We start from the raw sequence: 22,351 nt of genomic DNA, 5'->3' as shown, positions 1-22,351 counted from the left end.
CCGCATACACCACAACGCGGCCGATTTCTAGCAGCATGGACCATACATGCTTTCAAAGCATGTACACAGCGCTCAAATCCCTGACACACCGAACAAAAACCAACACCACGTACACACAATCCGGGCATTAACCCCATGACGTGCAGCCGTGCGCAATCCCCTAAAAAAGGCGTGCGGATGTGCACATACCCCTAAAAACTCTCGCCAAAATGCACATACCCCTAGATCTAACGGCGCTACATTCCACCCGAATTTCAAACATGCAGGTCACGGCGTAGTGCAGGTACCGGACGAGGCAGCACGCCCTCTTTATCTAGGGGTATGTGCACGAAAAGGCGAAGATTTAGGGGTATGTGCATCGGGAGGCCTTAAATCTAGGGGTATGTGCATCGGGAGGCGCAAATTCGGCACGCCACGCTCGCGGGGAAGTGCCGATTCACAGACCACCGTGTGCAGCGTGACGAGGTTCGAGAAGCTAGCGTTGAACGCCCATGCGTTGGCCGAGAACGTCAATGGCTCGTATGAGAACGAGTTGGTCCATACCCGCGCATGGCGTGATGTGCTCGAGGTTGAGGTCGCGACTTTCGAATGGGTGAACTGGTGGAGCCGCACCCGTCTCCACCAAGGCCTCGACTACCGCAACCCGGTCGAGATCGAGAACGACTACTGGAACATCGCGAGCACATCAAAGAAAATGGAAACCAGGGCAAACGCCTAGGAAGCAAACCCAGGACACGTCAGTTTCGCGCACCCCAAAGCCTTTTATTAAAATGAGGGTCTTTTCCTGATGGCTCTAACCGGCTTTTTAGCAATTAGGGGACATGGATGAGGCAGCAGTGACTCCGCTCATTATCCAGGCAGCACTGTGAATCAAGCCATTGGCGATGATCCAGGCTCCGTTAATGAGCGCTCTATCACGACCTTTCATCACTACACCGAAGCGACCGGAATCAATGCGGAGTGGGTCTTTTCCCTGCAGGTCTGTAGTTAACTCGCAGTCGAGGAAATCCAGGAAGCGACCGGTCGCTGGAGCATAGGCCTTGTAGGCGGCTTCTTTCGCACTGAAAATGATCCTGTCCCACGCTGAATTTTCCAGGGCTGGTGTTCTGCGAAAAATCTGGCACTCCCCGGGGGTGAGAATTCGGTCTCGTAGCCCTTCGGGTAGTGGCAACGCGCTCTCGGCATCAATTCCGATTCCTGTCACGTCCTGTGACGATGCCACGACTGCAGCACGATATTGTCCGGTGTGTGTGAGTGAACCAGTTGTCCCTTCCGGCCACTGCAATCCTCGAATAGCGTGCGCGATCAATGGCGGTCGGGACAGGCCCAGACATCTCAGGGCATCTCGTGCGCACGCTCGCACGCTGATGAATTCCTCGCGCCGTTGACGCGTCGCCCCTCGTAGATACGTGCGCTCTGACGCAAATAGCACTTCCTCGTGCATGCCCCACGCCACTCGCGCGTAGACCTGTACTGGAAAGAGGCCCTCATAGATCTGTCGGCACATTTTTAAAAAATCCTTGTTGCATAATTTTTAGGAATTAGGTTACCCTAACCTAACTATGTAAATAGTGCTTGGTTATACCGAGAGGGGTCGCTCTGTGAACGCGGAAGTAAAGAATGAAAAGAATCTATCGATAACGCAGGCACTCCTCGTCTCTGTCGCAGTTGGAGTCGCTGGGTCGATAGTTATTGTTCCGCTGACGTATCTGCAGATCTTCGCGACCCTTGCCCACACTTACCTTGTTGCCCTGACTCTGGGACTGTGGGTGATTCCTTGCCTTCTGCCCCTCGTACTTGTCAGGCGTCCCGGCTCAGCTCTGCTCGCCTGCGGCGCTATCGGCGTAATCTCAGCGGTTACAACCCCCTTTGGTCTGGCGGCAATTCCAGCTCTGCTTTTTGAAGGTTTAATTGTCGAGATTCCATTCCTGGTGACTCTGTACCGGTCCTGGCGAACCGTTCAGTACTACGTGGCCGGAGGTATCCTCGGTGCCTTCATGGGTTTCATGGTGCCCGCAAGTATCGGAATCAAAACGCCCGGCATCACGCTTCCGATCATCTGCATGCTGATCGCACTGGTTTCTGCGCTGGCAGGAACCTGGCTGTGCTTCCTCATCGGATCCAAGGTGCGTCTGACCGGCGTACTCGGCGAGCACTAGTGACGGTCCGCTGCCGATGCTTTCAGTGGAAAGTCTTGCCGTTATCTCTGATGGCGGGCAAACAATTGTTGGTCCCATCTCTTTCCAGGTCGCGCGCGGCCAGCTCTGCGTGCTCAGTGGGGAACACGGAAGTGGAAAAACTCTGTACGCCAGAGCCATGAGCGGGCTACTGCCGTCGTCATTACACGTAAGCGGTCACGTTCAGTGCGACGAAGTCGTCTACGTTGGAGAAGATGCCGACAGTCAGGTAGCGACACTGTCAGTACTGGACGAAACGGCCAGTTCGCTTGAATATCTCCTGTTACCACCGGTCGAGGTGAAAAAGCGATGCCAATGGGCACTCCGCGCGATGGAGCTGGAAGGACTTGAAGCGAGAAATCCGTGGACGCTTTCCGGCGGAGAGCGTCAGCGCTTGGCGTTAGCCTCGGCGATCGCCCGGAGACCCGACGTGCTGGTTCTTGATAACCCGTGCAGCAACATCGACAAAGCAGGTCGGGACACTGTCTACCACGTCCTGCGACAATTGGCAGATGATGGAATCGCAGTTGTCCTGTGTGAGAACCGGACCCTAAAGCCGCAGTGGGCAGACTCCCTCGTCGCTCTTCCTCGACCGCGACAGCCTCACCGCGCCCCAGAACCTGTTTCATTCGAACACGCACACGGTGCCCTGAAAGGCCCCGCCATCAGTTTGCGCAACATCACATGCGGTCACGATCCTGTCAGACTGGATGCTGTCAGCCTTGACCTTCAACCTGGACACATCTACATGCTGACTGGGCCAAATGGGTGCGGCAAGACAACGCTCATGGCCGTTATCGCCGGAGCTGTCAAACCTGACGGTGGGCAAATAACGGTCAATGGTCGACGTGTTCGCCGGCTTCCAGATGGAATGCTCGATTGGGCGCAGCAAAATCCTGAACGACAGTTTGTCCTGAACACTGTTGAAGAAGAACTGAATAGTGCCTTCGTTAGGAGCGACAGTAAGGGTCCTTTGAGTCCGCAGGATCTTGCTGTTTTGCCGCAACTTTTTGGGCTGACCGATCTTCTTGGCGAATCTCCATACTCGCTCAGTGGGAACCGTAAAAGAGCCTTGGGGATCGTACTGTGTTTGTTGTCAAACCGTCCTCTAGTTGTCCTGGATGAGCCAACGGCGAATTTCAACCAAAGCCAGGTGCTGGGAACAGTCCTGAAGGCCTATGCGCGCAACGGTGGAATAGTTGTTGTCAGCTCACACGACGAGGAACTGCTGCCGCGTGACGTCAGTGTCGATATGAGTCGTACGCACACGCGTGTGAATTCTGAAGTCAAATCCGATGAACACGGTCCTGTCCGTTCCCGTCGCCGCCCAGCAGATGCGACCGTTCCCCTGAACCCGGTCACCGCTATCGGAGTGCTCATCGGACTCATCGTTCTGGGGATTGTGCTTCCTCATGCGGAGGCTGTTGCGGCCCTCAGCGCAGGAGCTCTTCTGGCTGCTGTACCTTTCCACAGAAACTGGCGCACTTTCGTGTTCCACGCTGTCGCGGCAACGTGCGCAGGTCTGGCCTTTTCCCTCATGGCGCTGCGTGGCAGCTGGTATGTGGGAGCAACTCTTGATGTGGCGCGCATTGCTCGACACGGCGCACTGGGATCGCTGATCCTGGCTGCTTCGTTGTGGGCCGGATCGGCGACAACCGTCACCCAACTGGCGGATGCGGTATCGCAGCGGCTCAAAGTGCCGTACACATACTGCAGCATCATGTTGAGCGGCGTGTCGATTGCGCAGTATCTGCACAACACCCAGCCCTTCATAGCAGCCGCAGTACGACTGCGAAACGTCAAAGCGGGCAGCGCATTCAATGCAGCTCTGACGCGAATTCTGCTCCCTGTGCGCTATGCATTTCCACTATTCGTCGAGTCCATTAGGTACTCGAAACGTCTGAACGACACGTTGGAATCGCGTGGCTTTGGTCGATTCTCGAAAAAAACATATCGCCACACTTATTTATGGCGGCTGCGCGACCCAATAACGATTTTATTGATCTTTTTGGCCATTGTCATATCGATCTGGATTTAGAAAAGAGTATTGATTATGCGAAAATTCCTGTCTGTTTTAGAGGATCTGGAAAACGAAAAAAACAAAGGTATAACCTTTATTGTGCGCGGCGAGGAAAGTTTCCTCAGCTACTCTGATCTTTACCACCAGAGCCCGAGAGTCGCAGGGAAACTCGCTGCCCGGGGAGTGCGCCCAGGTCAGCACGTGGTCTTCCAGCTCACCGGTAATCGCGATCTTATTGATTTGTTCTGGGGCTGCATCTGGCTGGGCGCCATACCTGTAGCTGCACCGCCAGCCGTGTCCACCAACGATCAGGAACGTGTAAGCCGCATTGCCGACATGCTGCCGGACGCTGTGATTCTTACCGATGAACGTACTGCGCCGCATATCCACAGTGAACGGTGTCTGCCGGTTCAGACAGTTAACAGCACTGAAACATACGAAGAACTGCCTCTGTCTGAGACAAACGGCGAATCCATTCGGCTGGTGCAGATGTCGTCGGGATCAACAGGAGACCCCAAAGGCATCATCCTGACTGAGGAAACCCTGATGTCTGCAATGCAGGCGACCATTCCTCGACAGCCACAGCGTTTTGAGAACTGCATGCTCACCTGGTTGCCGCTCACGCACAACTTCTCACTGCTCGGCTTCCATGTCTATTCAATTTTCCGTGGTTATTCACAGGTTCTGATGCCGACGTCAGACTTCATCATGAACCCGCTGAACTGGTTCGAAGCCATTTCACGCCATCGAGCAACCGTAACAGTATGCCCGAACTTCGGGTTTGTTCATGTTTTGCGTTACCTCAAGGCGCGCGGGATTCCCGAGGGAGCCTCCTACGATCTGTCCAGCGTGCAGAAAATAATCAGCGCATCTGAACCTGTTGACAGCAGAGCAGCCCATGCCTTCTGCGAGGCTCTGGCGAAATTCGGGCTTCGGTCCAATGCCGTTGTCGTGGCCTACGGTATGTCAGAGGCCTGTCTGCAGATTTCCACCACTCAGATATATGAGCCGTTGACGGCAGTGTGTCTGGATCGAGCCCGTGTGGCGATCGGTGCGCGCTATGTCGATATTGCCCAACCCGACGGAGCGGAATTCGTATCGGTTGGTCAGGCAGTACCTGGGATGGAAGTGTCGATTCGTGATAACGCCGGTGAGCAGCTGTCCCTTGACACAGTGGGTGAAATCTATATTCGTGGAACCTCCTTGACACACGAGTCGATAGGCATGAACGGTGTTGTTGAACATGATCTCACCTCGGATGGATTCCTTGCTACCGGCGATATCGGGTTGATTCACGAGGGCAACCTTTACGTCGTTGCCCGCAAGAAAGACATCATTTTTGTTAACGGGAAAAACTACTATTCACCGGACCTGGAATCCCTGTTGATGACAAAACTGGAGATCGAGACAGTTGTCTTGGGACGAACAGACCCGCAAAGCGGTGAAGAACAGGTGGTTGTGTTTGTTCCCGTGACCGAAAAGAACGTCAGCGATAAGGACATTATCGGCGTGATGGCGACCGATGCCGGAATTCCGGTCAGCAGGATTATGCGTATTGACGCGATTCCGCATACTGCCAACGGCAAAAAGTTGCGTCGAGAGTTGGAGGTCCTCCTGTGACGGACGCACAGACTGTATGCGACATCCTTGAATCAATCGTGGATGTCACGTTTGAACCTCATGATCTGCTGCGGGCTCGTATACCCAATTCGATGATGCTGATGCAAGCTGTGCTCGGCCTTGAAGCGCGTTTGTCAGCCACCATAGATCTGTCCCGACTGGACTATGACGCAACTGTTGGTGACCTGGTTGGAATTATCGAAAAACGGGCGGAATCTGATCAGGCTGCCGATCCCGATCACGAAATCAGCCTGAGTCCGATCCAGATTGCGTATCTGCTGGGATCGGAAGAGGACATTGAACTGGGCGGGCAATCGACATTCATTTATGCTGAAGCCGCCTTTGAGACGAGTGCTCATGAAGTTGCTGCCGCTGTGCGTACAATCGCTCAGCGCCATGATGTCTTTAGCTACCGTCCCGACCTGGAGACAGGTACGCTGAAGCGCACCGACTCCAGCATTTCGATAGAAACTCAAGAGGATGATTCGCCATCAGCCCGGTCGCGCGTGCGAGAGGAGCTGATGGAGCAGGCACGGAAGTCGAATGAAGACGGGCCTTTGGTGGGAGTGCGCATTCTCGGCAACGAAAACGCTTCACTGTGTGCCTACTTCAACATGGTGATCATGGATGCCGGATCACTGTATGTCTTCTTCCGCGAGCTCCGAGACATTCTGACAGGAAAGGATCTTCCTGAAGCAATGCCCTTGAGGCAGGCTACCCGGCTCACTACTGAGCATCTTCAGGCATCTGTGCGGCAGCGTGACCTGGAATACTGGCGCACGAAAGTGCAGGACTTTCCAACGCCTACGTGTCCTGCCCACCGCGTGATGGGAGATCACCCCTGGCACACAGAGCGACTGAATAACCGTCTGGACGCGGACCTGTCACGCAAACTGGAACGCGTCGCTGAAAAGGCAGGTGCGAGCCTTTCAGCTCTGATCCTGGCTGCATGTTCTGCTGTTGTCTCACGATGGAACAATTCGCCGGGATTGATGTGCAACGTGACTGTTTCACGGCGAACTGCACTTGATCCGGGGAAGTCAGTGATGGGCGATTTTACGTCATCCATGCTGATGGGAATTGATGTCGACAATCCTGACACTATCGGTGAACTGGCATCAACGATTAGTCGAGACATGCATGACGGAATCGTGCACGGCAGCGTCAGCGGGGTGGAGGTGATGACTGAATTCCTGCGCACGGAAGAAAACCAGGAACAGGCCACAGCTTCGATTGTCTTTACAAGTTATCTGGGTGGCTCGTCCAATTCTGACCTGAAGATTGACTATCTGTACACTCAAACAGCGCAAGTCAGCCTCGACATGCAGGCAATGCCGGCGGGAAATGGGCAGATTAACCTGTCGTGGGACGTGGTGCCCGAATATTTCCCTTATGCCACAGACATGTTCGAGTGCCTTAAGTCGCTCCTGGCTCGCATCGCAGATGGTCACGATGCGTTGCCCGTGGTTGATCAGGCCACCGTCATTGAGTCCGAAAAATACAATTCGGTTCGGGCCGGCGACTCGGTGCGAACCATGCTCGACCTTGTCAGAGATTCAGTGCGGAAGTACCCGACGCACCAGGCAATCATTGCCGATCCCGGCTATACCTATCAGGAGCTGTGGGAAGCATCGGGTAACGTGGCAGCCTATCTGCGTGAAAAAGGTGCGCGCGAGAAAAGCACAGTCATTATTGAATTCGCTAAAGACTCTGCCGACGTTGTCGCCATGGTCGCGGCGTTGCGTCTCGGTGCCGCTTATGTTCCAGTTGCAGCACATCTGCCTGCATACCGTCGCGATGCGATCCGCCGCCTTATCCCAGGGTCCGTTACGATCACGACCGACGAGGCTCTGCGTGAAAGCCGCGTGAAGCGTGAATTCGTCTCAGATGCATCGCCATCGCGTGAAGATCTGGCATATATCATCTTCACGTCAGGATCAACCGGCGTTCCCAAAGGCGTGGAGATTTCCCACGGCGGTGCAGTAGGGACCATCAGTGACATCAACGATCGCTATGGAGTCGATTCACACTCGCGAATCATTGGTTTGTCGTCCCTGGGGTTTGACCTGTCCGTCTACGACATCTTCGGTTCACTTGCTGCCGGCGCCACACTTGTCATGGTTCACGATGAACGAGACGCCGACCGGATTATCGATGTTCTGCGCACTCAGGACATCACTGTGTGGAATTCCGCGCCGGCCCTCATGGAACTGGCACTGCTGCGCTGCGAGCAAACAGACAGATTCGACTCTGTCAGGACAATCATGCTCAGCGGTGACCGCATTCCGGCATCGATGCCGGCGCGTGCGCACGCCGTGTTTCCCAACGCTCAGATCTACAGTCTCGGGGGCGCAACGGAGGCCAGCATATGGTCGATTCAGTTCCCACTCGACGAGGACAGCCTCGATAACCGAATCCCGTATGGTTACCCATTGGCGGGCCAGGGAATTCACATCCTGGGATACGACCTGACGATGTGCCCACGAGGTGTGCCCGGTGACATCTGGATATCAGGGCAGGGAGTCGCTCTGGGATACGCCCGCCAACCTGAGCTCACGGCAGAGGCATTTCGTGACATACCCGGACTGGGACGGTGCTACAGGACCGGTGACATCGGGCTGTTCAATCACGAAGGATTCGTTGAGTTCCTTGGCCGTAAGGATCGACAGGTAAAGGTATCTGGACACCGGATTGAACTGGGAGAAATCGAATCAGTACTGAGCAGGTCCGGGCTGGTCATCACGTCGTGTGCGGCAATCATGGAAGGGGCGCACACCCCATCGTTGGTATGCGCCTACGTGCCGCGTGATGGTGTCCAGGGCACACAGATCCGCGACGAGCTTGCCCAGCAGCTGCCGGACTACATGATCCCGCGTGCGTTAATTCCCGTTGATTCCATACCGATGACAGTGAACGGGAAGCTCGACCAGAAAGCCTTGAAGGCTTTATTCGAAGGCACAATCAACGATAATTCGCCATCGTGTGATAGCGGGGAGAGTGTTGCCGGCACCCCCAGTGATTCAAGCCAGCTGAACATGCAAGAACTCTTCGAAGAAGTCTTGCACACCCGCGTCGAGGACCCGTCCGCCTCTTTCTTCGCTCTGGGTGGAGACTCTCTGAGATTCCAGATGCTGCTGAAATTGATTGGAGAACGAACCGGCAGACGTTTGAGGTTCCGCGATCTAATTCGCAATCCCTGTGTCCTCCAGGCGGCGCAACTGGTTGAATCGGCCCAGGCGTCTGAGCAGTCGCACAACGCTATGACTGCAATCGAACATGATCCATATGCGCCATTCCCCTTGACTGAGATGCAGATGGCCTATTACGTGGGGCGTCAGCAGGGATTCGATCTTGGCGGTGTAGGTGAGCACTTCTATATTGAATCTGTCACCCATGCTGACATGCAGCGCCTGGAAAACGCTCTCAATGCGGTGATTCAACGACATGAAATGCTGAGAGCCGTCTTTACCGATGATGGCCGTCAGCGTGTCTTGCCGGAAGTTCCCCGCTACACCGTTGACGTCAAGGATCTGCGCTGTGCCTCAGACAGCGAAATCTCTGAAGCCACAATGCGCGAACGCGAGGCGCTTAGCCACGAATGCTTTGATTTGGGTACATGGCCGCTGTTCCGACTGCAGGCACACGCGTTGCCGGATGGGACTCATCGGCTCTTCTTCAGCATCGACATGATTATTGGCGATGGGGCGAGCCAGCGTATCTTCATCAAGGATCTTGCCCGAGCGTATCGAGGCGAAGAGTTGCCTCCTGTGGCGGGATCGTATCGAGATCACGTGATCGCAATTAAGCGCATACAGGATCAAAACCGCGCCAATGCGTACAGCTCGGAAATCAAGCGCATGATGGAGGAATTCCCCCTCGGCAATGTCCTGCCGGCGAACACGAGCGTTGTCGCCAGGCCACATATGCGCAGAATGTCGTGGGACGTTTTCGAAGATCTGGTGGAAAAGATCAGGTCTTACGCCGCACAGCAGGGAGTATCCCTGTCCACAGTCCTGCTCTATGCATATGCCTCCAGCCTTGCTTTGTCTTCGAGGGAGGGCAAGATCGGCATCAATGTCACGACGTACAACAGGAATTACGACCTGCCTGGAATCGAAGAAATGTTCGGAGATTTCACGGGTATCGCCCTGATAGATTTCGATGAATCGGAGGGCCAGGACGCATTGCCACGGATCCAGCAACTCCTTCTTGAACAGATAGACGATTCCCGCTCAGGTGTACAGATGCTGGCAGAAATGGGGCGTCTCCAAGGGTTCGCAGGACAGGCCCTGGCGCCATTTGTGTTTACGTCCCTGCTTTTTGATGCGAAGAAAGCCGAAAACTCCGTGCTCGGGCACATTGAGTATGCGATTTCGCAAACTCCGCAGGTTCTGATCGACCACCAGGTTCTACCAACAGCACGCGGTTTGAACATCTCCTGGGACTTCGTTGAGCAGATCCTCGATCCAGCCCTGATGGAACAGATTTTTGCGTACTTTAAATCCTCCCTCCGTCAGTACGCTGAGTCAGGGAGCCTGAGTTCCACCGTGCCAGTCGAGGTATTGCGAACCATTCGGCATTCGTGGGCATCCACGCGAGGCGCAGATATCGACACGCGCACTCCAACGGTTCAGGCAAGCAACGATTCCACCGAACTTTCTGGAAGCATTCAGCAGATTCGCCGATGGCTTCATGAGGACTACGCGTTGGACTCGCAGACTGATCTTGATGAATCACTCTTCAACGTCGGCATCGACTCTCTTGGTTTTGTTCAGCTGGTTCAGAAGGTGCAGCGCTATGCGGGCGGCAAGATTCCACTCGCCCAGGCGCTGGCCAGTCCCACGATCCGCACACTCGCTCAGCTTTCGACCCGCGTGGTTCAACAGGATGAACGGTCTTCCTCGCTCAGCCTGCTCAGGCAGGGCGACCAGGAACTGGTCATCGTGATGGTGCACGGCGGGTTCGGAACCGTCGACATATATCGAGACCTGGCGCTGGGAATGAAGGCGGGGCCTCAGATCTGGGGATTGAAGTTTGACTACTTTGCCCGGCAATGGCCCCAGCACATCAGTGTTGAAGAAATCGCGCAGCACTACCGTGCCGAGATTGACCGACAGTTCGCCCCGTCGACGCGTTTTGTCGTCGTGGGGTGGAGTGCCGGCGGCACGTTGGGGCACGCTCTGGCGTCCCTCCTGGCGTCACGGTGCGAAGGGCTGGTGTTGTTGGACAGCCTGGCTCCGGGCGCCCATGCCCCCGTTGGAGAATTCACCCTGCAGGCCGATGAGACAGTGCTGAAACGAGCCGGTGTGGTGTATGAGAAGAAAGCAGCAGGCCTGCTGGAGCTGTGGAGCAGCGTCGAGAACGATCCGCAGGCGGTGTGTAAGATCGCCCAGACATTCTCCGACTCCCTGCTCGAAGACCTCGGTGTCTGCGCCGGCCAGGTACGTGTTCGCGACCTGTCCACCTTGCGCACCCTCATTGCTGCTCGAAACGAGTACGCGCCATCTTATTGCGCCATTCCAACCCTTATCGTCGTTCCCGACGACGGTGAAGCTTATAACTACGCGGACTGGGCGAAGTTTGCGGACTGTCGCCAGACAGAGAAAGTAGTGGGAAACCATTATTCCTTTGTCATCGGCCCAACGAGCGCTCCGACAGTTCAGGCAGTTGAAGAATTCATTACTCACACCTGTACACGCCAATCAGTGAAGGAAGCAGGCCAGGCATGAAAATTCTGGTGATGGGAGGAACCGGTGTCACCGGAACTCGCGTGAGAAAGCTGCTCGCTGACAGCGACGCCGTCGTTGACTACAGCTCGCGGCACGAAAGTGACGACCCGCATCAAGTGACGCTCAACCTGTCGGGGTCGACATCGAGAATCATCGATGTGCTCAGCACATATGACTGGGTGATCGCATGTGTCGGTCCCTTCGAAAAGATCCTCGACAAAGTAGCTCTGCTATGTATGAAAGCAGGCACCAACTACATTGATGTCAATGACTCCATCGATGCCAGGGAAGCGATCCTGGCGCTTCCTGCACGGGATGCCGGAGTGGTAATGGTAACGGGCGCGGGCCTGTGTCCTGGCCTGTCGACCGCTCTGATGATGAGCATTCCGACAGACGACATCACGCAGATTCGTGCAGAACTCACCATCGGGAAAGGGCAGCCATCCGGTGCGGCTGCCGTGCAGTCAATGATGTCGACAATGCATGGCGGCTATCGGATGATGCAGAACAGGCAAATAGTGACAATCCCGCATCAGGTACCTGCAGAACGATTTGTCGGGTACGAGTGTCCCGATATCGGTGCTGTGGGCAAAGTATTTCCCCAGGTGCAGGACTACAGCTACTTTGTTGCCTTTGAAGCACTGTCCGGGCAGATGGTGACAGCTTTGCAGCAGAAGAGGATTTTCTCTTTGCCGGTGATTTCCACCTGGCTTGCCAGGAAAGCATCACGCAGCGTGTCGAGGAAAGCCCTCGAGGCAAATCAGCCTCATCCTGCGTCCCTGTCGATCGCGATGCAGGGAAAGTCTGAACTTACCACTGTGTCGTTGTCAGGGTTGACTTCGTATGAATTCACTGCGGTGGCGGCGGCCAGCGCAGCGCGATTCCTCGTGTCGGACAAGATCAAACCAGGAGCCTACGAGGTTGCTGATCTGCCGAAACTTGCTGACTACCTGTTGGCGCAATCCCAGGAATATGGTGCGCGAATTTCCCGCACCCAGCGAGGCTTGTAAGACCAGTTCGCCAATCTTGAATGGAGAAACCGTGAAGTCGTTTTCGCAGTGGAGCATGGATCGCCCCAGAAAGCTCCGGCGGTATGAAGAGACAATCCACCCGCGTTTTCTGAAGAAGTATGCCGGTGAATCTCTGACATTTGACGAGATCTACCGTGAACTGTTGTCGCATACACCTCAGGGGTGGCAATTGCGTGCAGGTGATGTATTGCTTGATATCGGCTGTGGAACGGGCTGGTTTGCGCGAAAACTGTCGATGGAGCCGCATTGCGCTGGCACCACTATTCATGGTGTCGATATTTCGCACAACGCCCTGAACATTGCCCGCGCTAGGCAGCCAAAGCAGACCAGCGCTGCGCGAGTCACCTACACGCAGGCAGATCTGATGGATGGCTTACCTATGAAAGCCGCCCGTGGAATCTGGTTTTGCGGAGCATGGCATCAGATGGGAGATGTCAGGAAAGCTCTTCACCATGTCGCATCCGCGCTCGCAGACGACGGTCTTCTTCGTATTCAGACCTATTGCGAAGAAACGCCCAACAAACAGCCAATTGACACGGCACTTATGCGTCTTCTCGGCCACTACGTCTTCCGTCCGGGCGAGATTGCAAACATCGCGCATGCATGTGGCTGCGAAATTATCCGCGAAGTGCGCAAGGGAATGGTGACGCTATGCACCATGCGTCACGCGCACTAAAGGATCCGGGTCGTGTGGCCAGCCCCGTTCATCGAGATCCAGGCTCTTTGGTCACTGTGAGAGGAATGTGAAACATCGATGAATGTGCTGAGGGCTTGTGTGAAACCCCATCAGGGCAAGTATTTTCTTTCCGTACTCTTGGCAATAGTGGCGGTGCTGTGCGGATTCCTTCCGTACGTCGCTGCTTCTGCACTCATTGCCAGATTGCTCGCAGGACACTCGCAGGCAGGCTTTTACGTATTGTGGTGCGTGATCGCTGTTCTGGGCCACATCGCGAAAGCGCTTCTTTCAGGTGCATCCACACTTATTTCTCATCGCGCAACATTCGCTGTGCTTTCCGAAATGCGCCGGTCGCTTGCGGTCAAGCTCGATCGTGTCCCCATGGGATATCTGATCAATACTCCTTCGGGCGAGCTAAAGACGGCATTCGTTGAGCGAACCGAACAGCTTGAGGTGCCTCTGTCCCATGTCATTCCGGAGCTGACGGCAAACGTGATGGTTCCACTTGGAATAGTGGTGTACCTGTTCGCCCTCGACTGGCGAATGGCACTCGCTTCCTTGGTCACAATTCCAATCGGCATCTTCGCGTACATGATCGGCATGCGGAGCTACGCGGAAAAATACGGCCGCGTTGTGCAGGCGAAGAAACATATGGGCGCCGCCATTGTTGAATATGTAGGTGGGATCGAAGTGATCAAGGCCTTCAGCCGGACCGACTCCTCCTACCGGAAATTCACTGAAGCTGTTCAGGCTAATTCCGGTCTGATGCTGGATTGGATGCGCGCAACACTGCCATGGACTGCCATCATGATGAATGTGTGGCCGGCGGTTCTGGTCGGGGTGCTGCCGATAGGGTGCCTCCTCACAATCAACGGGACCTTGCCGGCTGCGACTTTCGTGACGGTCATCATCCTGTCGCTGGGAATCATCGAACCCCTTTTTACAGCCATTTTATTCACCAGTGATATTTCGAAGATCTCGACAGTTGCGAACGAGCTGAATTCGGTGCTTGAGCAGCCTGAGATGCAACGACCGTCCACCCCGGTCAAACTCGACGGATCGGAAATTGTCATGAAAAACGTTGAGTTTTCCTATGAAGACGAGCTGGTTCTAAAGGGGGTAAATCTCACGGTGGCTCCAGGAAAGGTGACTGCGCTGGTGGGGCCGTCCGGTTCAGGAAAGTCAACAATTGCCCGGCTGATTGCCTCGCAATGGGATGCGACAGGCGGAACAATCACAATCGGCCGGCAGAACATCCGCGACATACCGCTCAGCCAGATTTCTCAGACCATTGCCTATGTTGCTCAGGACAATTATCTCTTCAACGACACGGTTATGAACAATATCCGAGTCGGCAGGCCAGATGCCTCTGATGATGAGGTGATTGCCACTGCGAAGGCAAGCGGTTGCCATGAGTTCATCATGGGACTCGACCACGGCTACGACACGCGCGTCGGATTCTCCGGTGGGCATCTATCAGGCGGGGAGCGCCAACGCATTGCAATAGCCCGAGCGATGATGAAAGATGCACCGATCATCATTCTTGATGAGGCAACTGCCTACACGGATCCGGAAAATGAGGCGGTTATTCAAGGTGCCGTCAGCCGTCTGGCTCGAGGCAAGACCATGATCGTCATTGCGCACAGACTCTCTACGGTCATCGACGCCGACGCCATAGCGGTTGTGGATGACGGTCGCATTATTTCCTGCGATACTCACGACAATCTTCTGGCTCACTGTCCGCTCTATCACCACATGTGGGACGCGCATGAATCGGCACGCGATATGGCAACGGAGGTTGCGACGAAATGATCTCGATATTCGCAAAGTTCTTCCGTTTTTCGGGCACGCACCGACGCTCCTGGTACTGGGCAATTGCGTTGGAATGTCTACGGTCGCTGGCCACTTCCATTCAGATCGTTCCACTGTTCATGGTGTTGTTTGCACTTGTCAATGGCACAATGACAGCGCGCATCATGTGGATCAGCCTGGGACTTCTGATAGTTTCGGTCGTTCTGGCATCGGCCCTTCACTACGCCGGATACAGCCTCGAGATGCAAGCGTGCTACCTGATGCTCGATGACAAACGCATCAACATTGGCCAGCGGATGCGTTTCATGCCGATGGGCTTTTTCAACAAGCGCAGCCTGGGTAACTTGACCGCAGTTTGCACCTCGACGATGGAAGATCTGGAATCTCTGGCTGGCAACATCGTCGTGCGCGTGCTGACCGGCGTGCTTCATGCCACGATCCTCAGCTGCGGATTCATCATCATCGACTGGAGGATCGGTCTGCTGTATCTGTGCGGCGTGGCCGCCATGCTGGTAGTCAATTCCCGAATGATCGTCCTGTCGCGCAAATATTCACCTGCCCGCCTCGATGCTCAGACGAGGCTGGCAGATGCAGTGATGGAGTACATCCAGGGCGTGGGAGTCGTGAAATCATTCGGGATGTCCGATCGCCATAACACATCGATGGACACAGCTATCGGTGAGGCCGAACGTCAGAACTATCGGCTGGAAAAGGTCAGTATTCCGCCGACCATGATTCAACAGATAGTGCTCAGAACCTTCTCCGTTGCCGCGATTGCTGCATCCATATATTTCTATGTCGCAGATTCGATGAAGCTGTTTGTCTGTCTGCTCGTCATCGTTGGCGCGTTTTTTGTGTACAGCAAAATCGAGGTTGCAGGCGCTTTGTCCTTCATGTTGCCGTCGATCGACCTGGCAATGGACCGAGTCAATGAAGTGGAAAACACACCGCTGATGACTGAGGCAGGCTCCATTACGCATGCTGACACCAGTGATTTGGTCCTGAAGGACGTGACATTTTCATATGGCGAAGACGAAGAAAATGCAGTCATACACGGCGTGAACCTGACAATTCCACAGGGAACCAGTTGCGCCATCGTCGGCCCGTCAGGCTCTGGGAAAACAACGCTCATGAAGCTGATAGCCCGCTTCTGGGATGTGCAGGGCGGTAGCGTGACGCTGGGTGGGCACGACGTCCGGGAATGGTCCTATGACAGGTTAATGGATCACTTCGCGATGGTGTTCCAGAACGTCTATCTGTTCAGTGACACGGTCGAAAACAACATCACATTCGGCTGTCCGACAGCTACTCATGAGGACGTGGTGCGCGCTGCCCGACAGGCCTGCTGCCATGACTTCATCGAAGCCTTGCCTGATGGATACAGCACTGTGCTGGGAGAAGCGGGCGCGACACTGTCCGGCGGTGAGCGCCAGCGCCTGTCGATCGCTCGTGCCCTGCTGAAGGACGCGCCGATTATTCTGCTGGATGAGGCGACAGCCAACGTTGATCCAGAAAATGAAGCTGAGCTGCAAAGCGCGATCGAAACTCTCACTCGGAACAAGACAGTTGTGATGATTGCTCATCGCCTGAAGACTGTGAGAAATGCAGACCAGATTGTCGTTCTTGACCATGGGTGCGTTGTACAGCAGGGACAGCACGATGAACTGAGCAGACAAGACGGAATCTACCGTGACTTCGTGAATACCAGAGAACGAGCGATCAGCTGGAAGATTGCCACCGCATCCGACTAGGCCAGGGGACAGTTTCCATTCGGTATGAAGGCTGTTTTCAGAACGTGACAATTCGATTGTAGAAGGCGATTGATTGCCTCAGGTGCCTGCGGCGGGCAATGAGAGCGAAGCCGGCAGACCCGCCGCACCGAGGATGACAGAGTGAACCAGGTGTCAGGATCGGTGTGCCAGGCCCTGAGCCGGCGCGCGGCGCTTGGACGTGACTGTGGTCCCAGAAAGACTCTGTTGAAATCGCTATAGTTAGGATACCCAAAAGATAAAGTTGGGGTAGCCGAAATAAAGTTGGAGAGGGGTCCGATGAGGATGTGTGACGTTCAAGGAGCACTCCGCGCTGGCGGCGTGACAAATCCCTATGTGGTTGGTTTTGTGCGCGAATGGGCAGAAATCACGCAACCAGATGCCATTGAGGTGATCAGTGCCAGTGACGACGAGCGACTGATACAGGAGGCGCTGGAAGCCGGTGAGATCTTTCCGGCAGGAAAAGAAACGTACTATTCGCGCTCATACTACAAAGACACTGCGCGTTCTGAGGAACGAACGGTGGTTGCCACGCATAGGGAAAGCGACCAGGGTGTTTTCAATAACTGGCACAATGCTGATGAGGTGGATGAGCGTCAGCGGTCGCATATGCACGGTGCCCTGCATGGAAAAACCATGTACGTTGTGCCGTATCTGATGGCTCCTCCTGGCTCCGCGCTCGAAGTGTGGGCACGAGGCGTTGAGCTGAGCGACAACCGGATTGTTGTCCTGCAGATGATTCGCATGGCACGCGTCGGGGTCGAGTACGTCAACACTGACAATCAGCCTCGTGAGTTTGTGCGCGCCATCCATGTCACGGGAGATATAGAGAATCTGGGACAGGGAACTGCGGATGACCAGCGCTTGTTTGCCACCCTTGCGGATGAGCGCACCATTGAACACTTTGGTTCTGCCTATGGCGGTAACGCATTGCTGGGCAAGATCGCCCACGGCCTGCGTCAGGCTTCATACGACGGCTGGGTGTCGGGGAAGTTCCTTGCCGAGCAGTTCATGCTCATCGGAATTCACGATAAGGTGACTGATCGGACACGCTACGTGTGCGGCGGCTTCCCGTCAGCTTCAGGCAAGACAAATCTGGCAATGATGTTGGCGCCAGACGCCCTCGGCGATCGTTACGAAGTGTTCTTCTACGGGGATGACATTGTCTGGCTGCGGGTCGATCCCGACGACGGGCGCGTATACGGTATGAATCCAGAATACGGAGCATTCGGCGTTGCCAAAGACACGAACTGGAAGTCGAATCCGACCGCTATGGAGTCGATCCGTCCTGGGAGCCGTGCGCTGTTCACCAACGTTGCATACAACCCGGACAGGCAGGAAGTATGGTGGGAAGGTAAAACCCCTGACTACCCGGAGGACGTGACAGGATGGTACGACTGGACAGGTAAGCTGATCAGCGATCGTCCCAAGGAAGAGCAGCGCTCATCGCAAAAGGGCTGCGAATGGTCACACCCGAATGCTCGATTCACCACTTCGCTGCGCAACGTCCCGAACGTTGCTCCCGACTATGAAGATCCGAAGGGTGTGCCGATTGACGCAATCATTTTTGGCGGCAGGGTAGCCAACCGCGAGCCCCTCATTCGGGCAATTACAGATCTTGCTGAAGGCGTTTACGATGGTCTTACCCTGGGCGCTCAGGCAACGTTCGCGGCAGAAGGCAAAGAAGGTGTTCTTCGATACGACCCGATGTCGATGCGTCCGTTCATGTCCTATCCCGAGAGTGATTATGCAGCTCACTGGCTCAAGATCCTCGGTAAGGCGACCCACCAACCGGTTTTCGCTCACGTCAACTGGTTTGCCCGCGATGATGAGGATGGGCATTTCCTGTGGCCGGGGTATCGTGACAACCTCCGGGCATTGCTGTGGTTGCTTGACCTCAAGGATGGTCGAGTGACAGGGCGCTCAACACCCGTTGGAATCGTTCCAGAGGTCGACGAATTGAACCTCGATGGTTTTGAAGGATCGCGCGCAGACCTGGAGAAGATCCTGACTATCGACCGTGAACTATGGGTCAAAGAACTGGATAACCGCGAAGAGTATCTGAACCAGTTCCACGATCTTCCCGACGAAATATGGGAGGCGCACCGTCGAATCTGTCAGAATATCTGACAGGGCAAGGATACAAGAGCATCAGTGCCCGCTGGCGATCTGGGGTCCGGCGGGCACTGATCATAAGTTGGCCCGCATTTTCCTCCCTGGTGTTTGTCCGTGTGCTCATTGTCGTTCGTACCAGCTGTCACTGTCTGCAGATTGGCAGATGGTCTTCGCGTATGCCAGATGTCCTATAACCCGACTTCCGTTCGCCTCAACAGAAGAAACCTCGACCGCTGCGCTAGAGCAGCTCCATTTGCTGAGCGGATATAAGGTCAACGAGAGGAGACTCTGGGCGAACCCCATGTCATAGTGAGCGTGGCGAGAGCCAGAGTGAGCGCGGTGAGGCCGCAGACCACCAGAACGCTGGCGACTGGCCATGAGTCCCCGGAAAAGGAAGCGTGGACAAGCCGTGCCATGTGGTACGAGGGAGATGCGGTCAACCACTTGCGGACACCGGGTGCCAATGAATCAACGGGGAAGAACGCGCCCGATGTCATCATGAGCAGAATCATCAGCATATTCCCCAGACCTGTGGCTGCGCCGGGGCTAGGGAGCAATGCCGCCAGTGCGTAACCGAAAGCAAGCATCGCGACCTGGCACATGATGACTGCTGCGAGCAGTGCGACCGTGTTGCTCGGTGTTTTCGCCTTGAAAATCAGCACGGCGGTGATGAATGCGGTGACTGGCCCGACCATGCCGAGCACGAAATTGACAGTCATGTCGGATGCCAGGTAGGTGACGGCAGATAGAGGGGTCATGCGAAGTCGCGTGAGTAAGCCGGAGGACCGCATGAATGTGTGATTGTGAGGGATGACAGTTGTCCCGATAATGAGCGTTGACATCACCATCACACCAGGCAGCATGTAGTCGATGGGCCCTTGTCCGCCGAACTCAGGGATGCTCTGGTTGCCGAAAATAAGGCCCAGCACCAGCAAGAGTCCGGGAGAGAAGATGAGAAGAAAGAACACTGCCGCGGGTTCGCGCAGCTGCGATGTGAAGAGGGCGCGAGTGAGCGCCCGGTATCCGCGCATCATCGCCCGTCCTCCTTTTCAGTGGCGTGTGTCAGCAGCAGGAAGACGTCTTCGAGCGTGGGCTGTTTGAACGTCATGTCGGTGACGCTGATTCCTTCATTGACTAGATCTCTTGCAACCTGTGCGACCACATCCTCCTCGCCCGTAACTTCCCACGTGGTCTGCGAGTCGGATTGGCCTGCGTGAGGGGTGGCTCCATATCTGTGGAGCGTCGCGAGTGTTCCTTCGTTTAAGGGGATGTGGGTGGACAGTGTCAAGGTCTGGTGCGGCGCGTATCGGTTGATAAGTTCATTCGGACTTCCTTCAGCAAGAATGTGTCCCTTATCCATGATGGCGATCCGATCGCAGATCTGTGCGGCTTCCTCCATGGAATGAGTAGTCAACACGATGGTTTTGCCTGCCTCGCGCAGGGTGCGAAGAATGTTCCATATGGAGTGCTTCGTATGAGGGTCGAGGGCGGACGTGAGTTCGTCGAACAGCAGCAGTTCCGGCTGGTGGATGAGGGCGAGCGCGATGAGCACGCGCTGACGCTGCCCGCCGGAAAGCTTCTCCACACGTGCATCGGCTTTGTCATCGAGCAGGAGGTCGCTGATGAGCTGCGCTGAGTTGAGGCGGTGAGAGTAGAAGGCGGCGAAGAGGTCGAGGGTTTCGCGCACCGTCAGGCGAGGCGGTAGTGCCGCCTCCTGATGCTGACTCCTTAGGTGCTGAACCAGCTGCGCATGACTATCGGCAGGGTCGTAGCCTAGGACTTCCACATGGCCCGAATCAGGAGTGTCGAGGCCTTGAATCTGATTGAGCAGGGTGGTTTTTCCTGATCCATTTGGTCCAAGTAAGCCAAAAATCTGGTGTTTCTCAACGGTCAGGCAGATGTTGTCAAGAGCGATGACGTCGGCAAAGGTGCGCCGGACGTCTGTGCACACAATGGCGGGCATGGATTCTCGCTTAGGAAACATGTGGTGGTGTCTGGGGAAGAAGCTTGTTGATCTGATCGGCCGGCAGAATCGCAATGCCGCGTTCGGGGTCAGCAAGGAGAAGGACATCATCGCCCGGCTTGTATCCGAACATGTCGCGAGCTGGAATGTCGAGGGCTGTCGTGCGCCTGTTTCGAAATGTGGCCAGGGTCCGTGGCGAGTGGATGGGCTGTGAAGTCGGTAGATACCCCAAGGGAGTCCTTTTGCTCTGACGTTAAGCCAGGCTGGGTCAGACGCAAGCAATTTACCGCTATGCAGGAATTCACACACGAGAAAGGTGGAAAAGTGAGATGATCGAATAGTTTGAGGAATTTTCGCTGGGATCGGAATGACGACATGCGTAGTGTTTTAAGGCTTGTGACCAGTCTCCTTACTGTTTCCCTCGCTGTTGTACTGACACCCAGTGGGATTGCGAGGGCAGAGGAGCCCCCCTCATGGGACACAATCGTTTCCCAGGCAGCCCAGGCGACGCCAGGTGCTGAGACCACAGTCGCGATTGACAGTGATGTCAGTGCGACAGCAGACAAACCGCTCGTTGTTCCGGAGGGTGCGAGACTGACTCTCACGGGCAGTGGAACTGTCACGGGAGTGGGCGCCGACACAGTGACTGTGGCCGAAGGCGGGAGCCTCACGCTTGCCGGCCCCTCCTTCACGAACTCACGAATCGTTGTGAACGGTGGAACGCTGGACTTCACTGACGGATCCGTCCACGACACATCGCTCACCGGACCTGTCATCTTCGTCAAAGACGGCGAATTCAACATGACTGGGAGCGCTGACTTTTCGAGGAACAATGTCACTGATACCTCCGGCACCCTGCCTGAAGGGGTGAATGAGGGCCTCTACGCACCGATTACGATCTACGGCGGTGACGGTGTCAGCATTGCCGGCGGAACTCTTCAGGAGAACCACGGCTACCAGCGTGGTGGTGCGATAGGCATTTGGGGAGCTGAAGGTGCTCCTGTACCCGTTTCCTTGACCGGTGGGGAAATATCCGGCAATGATGCGGTTCATCCCAAATATAAAGGATTCGGTGGAGGCGTGTATGCGAGTTTTGCCAACGTCACGCTTGATGGAACGACAATCGCAAAAAATACCACCGAAATTGGCGGAGGAATCGCGATTGATAATGGAGATAGCTTCAACTTCACGAGCGGAACTGTCCAGGAAAACACCAACGGTGATTACGCCGGTCAGGGCGGCGGCATGTACATCCATGATGTCAAAGATGTGGAAATCTCTGGCGGCACGGTCGAAGGCAATACTGCTAAAGGTCTCGGAGGAGGGATCGCGCTCGGTGGTGGCAAAGATGTGGAAATCTCCGGCGGCACGGTCGAAGGCAATACTGCTAGTGGTCACGGAGGAGGAATCGCTCTCGGTGGTGGCGAAGCCACGATCAG

General features: G+C 55.3%; 14 protein-coding genes and 2 pseudogenes. 11 read left to right on the top strand and 5 right to left on the bottom strand.

The genetic code is table 11. The annotated features are described in order from the left end of the window. The first annotated feature begins 457 nt into the window (after window positions 1-457). A complete protein-coding gene (locus AC1DA5_RS10210) occupies window positions 458-718 on the top strand; it encodes an integrase core domain-containing protein (protein ID WP_257590358.1) in 261 nt (86 codons plus the stop codon). A gap of 87 nt (window positions 719-805) precedes the next feature. Here AC1DA5_RS10210 and AC1DA5_RS10205 read toward each other — a convergent pair whose 3' ends face one another. Beyond that, window positions 806-1,222, bottom strand: coding sequence for a 4'-phosphopantetheinyl transferase superfamily protein (locus AC1DA5_RS10205; protein WP_257525629.1), 417 nt, complete (start codon window positions 1,220-1,222; stop codon window positions 806-808). A 6-nt stretch (window positions 1,223-1,228) separates the two neighbouring features. Then, a pseudogene (locus tag AC1DA5_RS10200) lies at window positions 1,229-1,444 on the bottom strand (4-phosphopantetheinyl transferase); the annotation flags it as partial. Between the two features lie 157 nt (window positions 1,445-1,601). Between AC1DA5_RS10200 and AC1DA5_RS10195 the strand changes: the two are divergent. The 9 genes from AC1DA5_RS10195 (at window position 1,602) to AC1DA5_RS10155 (ending at window position 18,964) form a co-directional block, all read left to right on the top strand. After that, window positions 1,602-2,159, top strand: a complete 558-nt coding sequence (locus AC1DA5_RS10195; protein ID WP_157843532.1) for an ECF transporter S component — start codon at window positions 1,602-1,604, stop codon at window positions 2,157-2,159. A 16-nt stretch (window positions 2,160-2,175) separates the two neighbouring features. Continuing rightward, window positions 2,176-4,215: an ATP-binding cassette domain-containing protein gene (locus AC1DA5_RS10190; protein ID WP_285015983.1), complete on the top strand. Its 2,040-nt coding sequence runs from the start codon at window positions 2,176-2,178 to the stop codon at window positions 4,213-4,215. A 15-nt stretch (window positions 4,216-4,230) separates the two neighbouring features. Continuing rightward, the gene (locus AC1DA5_RS10185; protein ID WP_074026238.1) at window positions 4,231-5,817 is read left to right on the top strand and encodes an AMP-binding protein; all 1,587 of its coding nucleotides are present in this window, start codon (window positions 4,231-4,233) and stop codon (window positions 5,815-5,817) included. Next, the gene (locus AC1DA5_RS10180; RefSeq protein ID WP_058237729.1) at window positions 5,814-11,546 is read left to right on the top strand and encodes a non-ribosomal peptide synthetase; all 5,733 of its coding nucleotides are present in this window, start codon (window positions 5,814-5,816) and stop codon (window positions 11,544-11,546) included. Before AC1DA5_RS10185 ends, AC1DA5_RS10180 begins: the two co-directional genes overlap by 4 nt. Then, window positions 11,543-12,556, top strand: a complete 1,014-nt coding sequence (locus tag AC1DA5_RS10175; RefSeq protein WP_058237730.1) for a saccharopine dehydrogenase family protein — start codon at window positions 11,543-11,545, stop codon at window positions 12,554-12,556. Before AC1DA5_RS10180 ends, AC1DA5_RS10175 begins: the two co-directional genes overlap by 4 nt. 31 nt (window positions 12,557-12,587) lie before the next feature. Continuing rightward, a complete protein-coding gene (locus tag AC1DA5_RS10170) occupies window positions 12,588-13,253 on the top strand; it encodes a class I SAM-dependent methyltransferase (RefSeq protein ID WP_058237731.1) in 666 nt (221 codons plus the stop codon). Window positions 13,254-13,352: 99 nt separating this feature from the next. Beyond that, a complete protein-coding gene (locus AC1DA5_RS10165; protein ID WP_257525634.1) occupies window positions 13,353-15,065 on the top strand; it encodes an ABC transporter ATP-binding protein in 1,713 nt (570 codons plus the stop codon). After that, window positions 15,062-16,816, top strand: coding sequence for an ABC transporter ATP-binding protein (locus AC1DA5_RS10160; RefSeq protein WP_058237733.1), 1,755 nt, complete (start codon window positions 15,062-15,064; stop codon window positions 16,814-16,816). Before AC1DA5_RS10165 ends, AC1DA5_RS10160 begins: the two co-directional genes overlap by 4 nt. 297 nt (window positions 16,817-17,113) lie before the next feature. Further along, window positions 17,114-18,964, top strand: a complete 1,851-nt coding sequence (locus AC1DA5_RS10155) for a phosphoenolpyruvate carboxykinase (GTP) (protein ID WP_371935779.1) — start codon at window positions 17,114-17,116, stop codon at window positions 18,962-18,964. Window positions 18,965-19,221: 257 nt separating this feature from the next. Here AC1DA5_RS10155 and AC1DA5_RS10150 read toward each other — a convergent pair whose 3' ends face one another. The 3 genes from AC1DA5_RS10150 to AC1DA5_RS10140 are packed head-to-tail and all read right to left on the bottom strand — an operon-like array spanning window position 19,222 to window position 21,144. Then, window positions 19,222-19,983: an ABC transporter permease gene (locus AC1DA5_RS10150; RefSeq protein WP_257525638.1), complete on the bottom strand. Its 762-nt coding sequence runs from the start codon at window positions 19,981-19,983 to the stop codon at window positions 19,222-19,224. Continuing rightward, on the bottom strand, window positions 19,980-20,933 hold the full coding sequence (locus AC1DA5_RS10145; RefSeq protein WP_257590362.1) for an ABC transporter ATP-binding protein: 954 nt from the start codon (window positions 20,931-20,933) through the stop codon (window positions 19,980-19,982). The genes AC1DA5_RS10150 and AC1DA5_RS10145 overlap by 4 nt, the downstream gene beginning before the upstream one ends. After that, window positions 20,923-21,144: a hypothetical protein gene (locus AC1DA5_RS10140; RefSeq protein WP_257525642.1), complete on the bottom strand. Its 222-nt coding sequence runs from the start codon at window positions 21,142-21,144 to the stop codon at window positions 20,923-20,925. The genes AC1DA5_RS10145 and AC1DA5_RS10140 overlap by 11 nt, the downstream gene beginning before the upstream one ends. A 143-nt stretch (window positions 21,145-21,287) precedes the next feature. On the opposite strand from AC1DA5_RS10140, the pseudogene AC1DA5_RS10135 reads away from it, so the two are divergent. Then, a pseudogene (locus AC1DA5_RS10135) lies at window positions 21,288-22,351 on the top strand (Cna B-type domain-containing protein); the annotation flags it as partial.

Source organism: Pauljensenia sp. C0254C2, from assembly GCF_056583835.1.
The sequence above is the reverse complement of the archived record's forward strand: the minus strand, read 5'-3'. Positions and strand labels throughout refer to the sequence as shown.

Bases quoted from the DNA above. Each gene is read 5' to 3' on its own strand.
- AC1DA5_RS10190 (WP_285015983.1), top strand. From the start codon at position 2,176: ATGCTTTCAGTGGAAAGTCTTGCCGTTATCTCTGATGGCGGGCAAACA.
- AC1DA5_RS10185 (WP_074026238.1), top strand. From the start codon at position 4,231: ATGCGAAAATTCCTGTCTGTTTTAGAGGATCTGGAAAACGAAAAAAAC.
- AC1DA5_RS10175 (WP_058237730.1), top strand. From the start codon at position 11,543: ATGAAAATTCTGGTGATGGGAGGAACCGGTGTCACCGGAACTCGCGTG.
- AC1DA5_RS10160 (WP_058237733.1), top strand. From the start codon at position 15,062: ATGATCTCGATATTCGCAAAGTTCTTCCGTTTTTCGGGCACGCACCGA.
- AC1DA5_RS10155 (WP_371935779.1), top strand. From the start codon at position 17,114: ATGAGGATGTGTGACGTTCAAGGAGCACTCCGCGCTGGCGGCGTGACA.
- AC1DA5_RS10150 (WP_257525638.1), bottom strand. From the start codon at position 19,983: ATGATGCGCGGATACCGGGCGCTCACTCGCGCCCTCTTCACATCGCAG.
- AC1DA5_RS10145 (WP_257590362.1), bottom strand. From the start codon at position 20,933: ATGTTTCCTAAGCGAGAATCCATGCCCGCCATTGTGTGCACAGACGTC.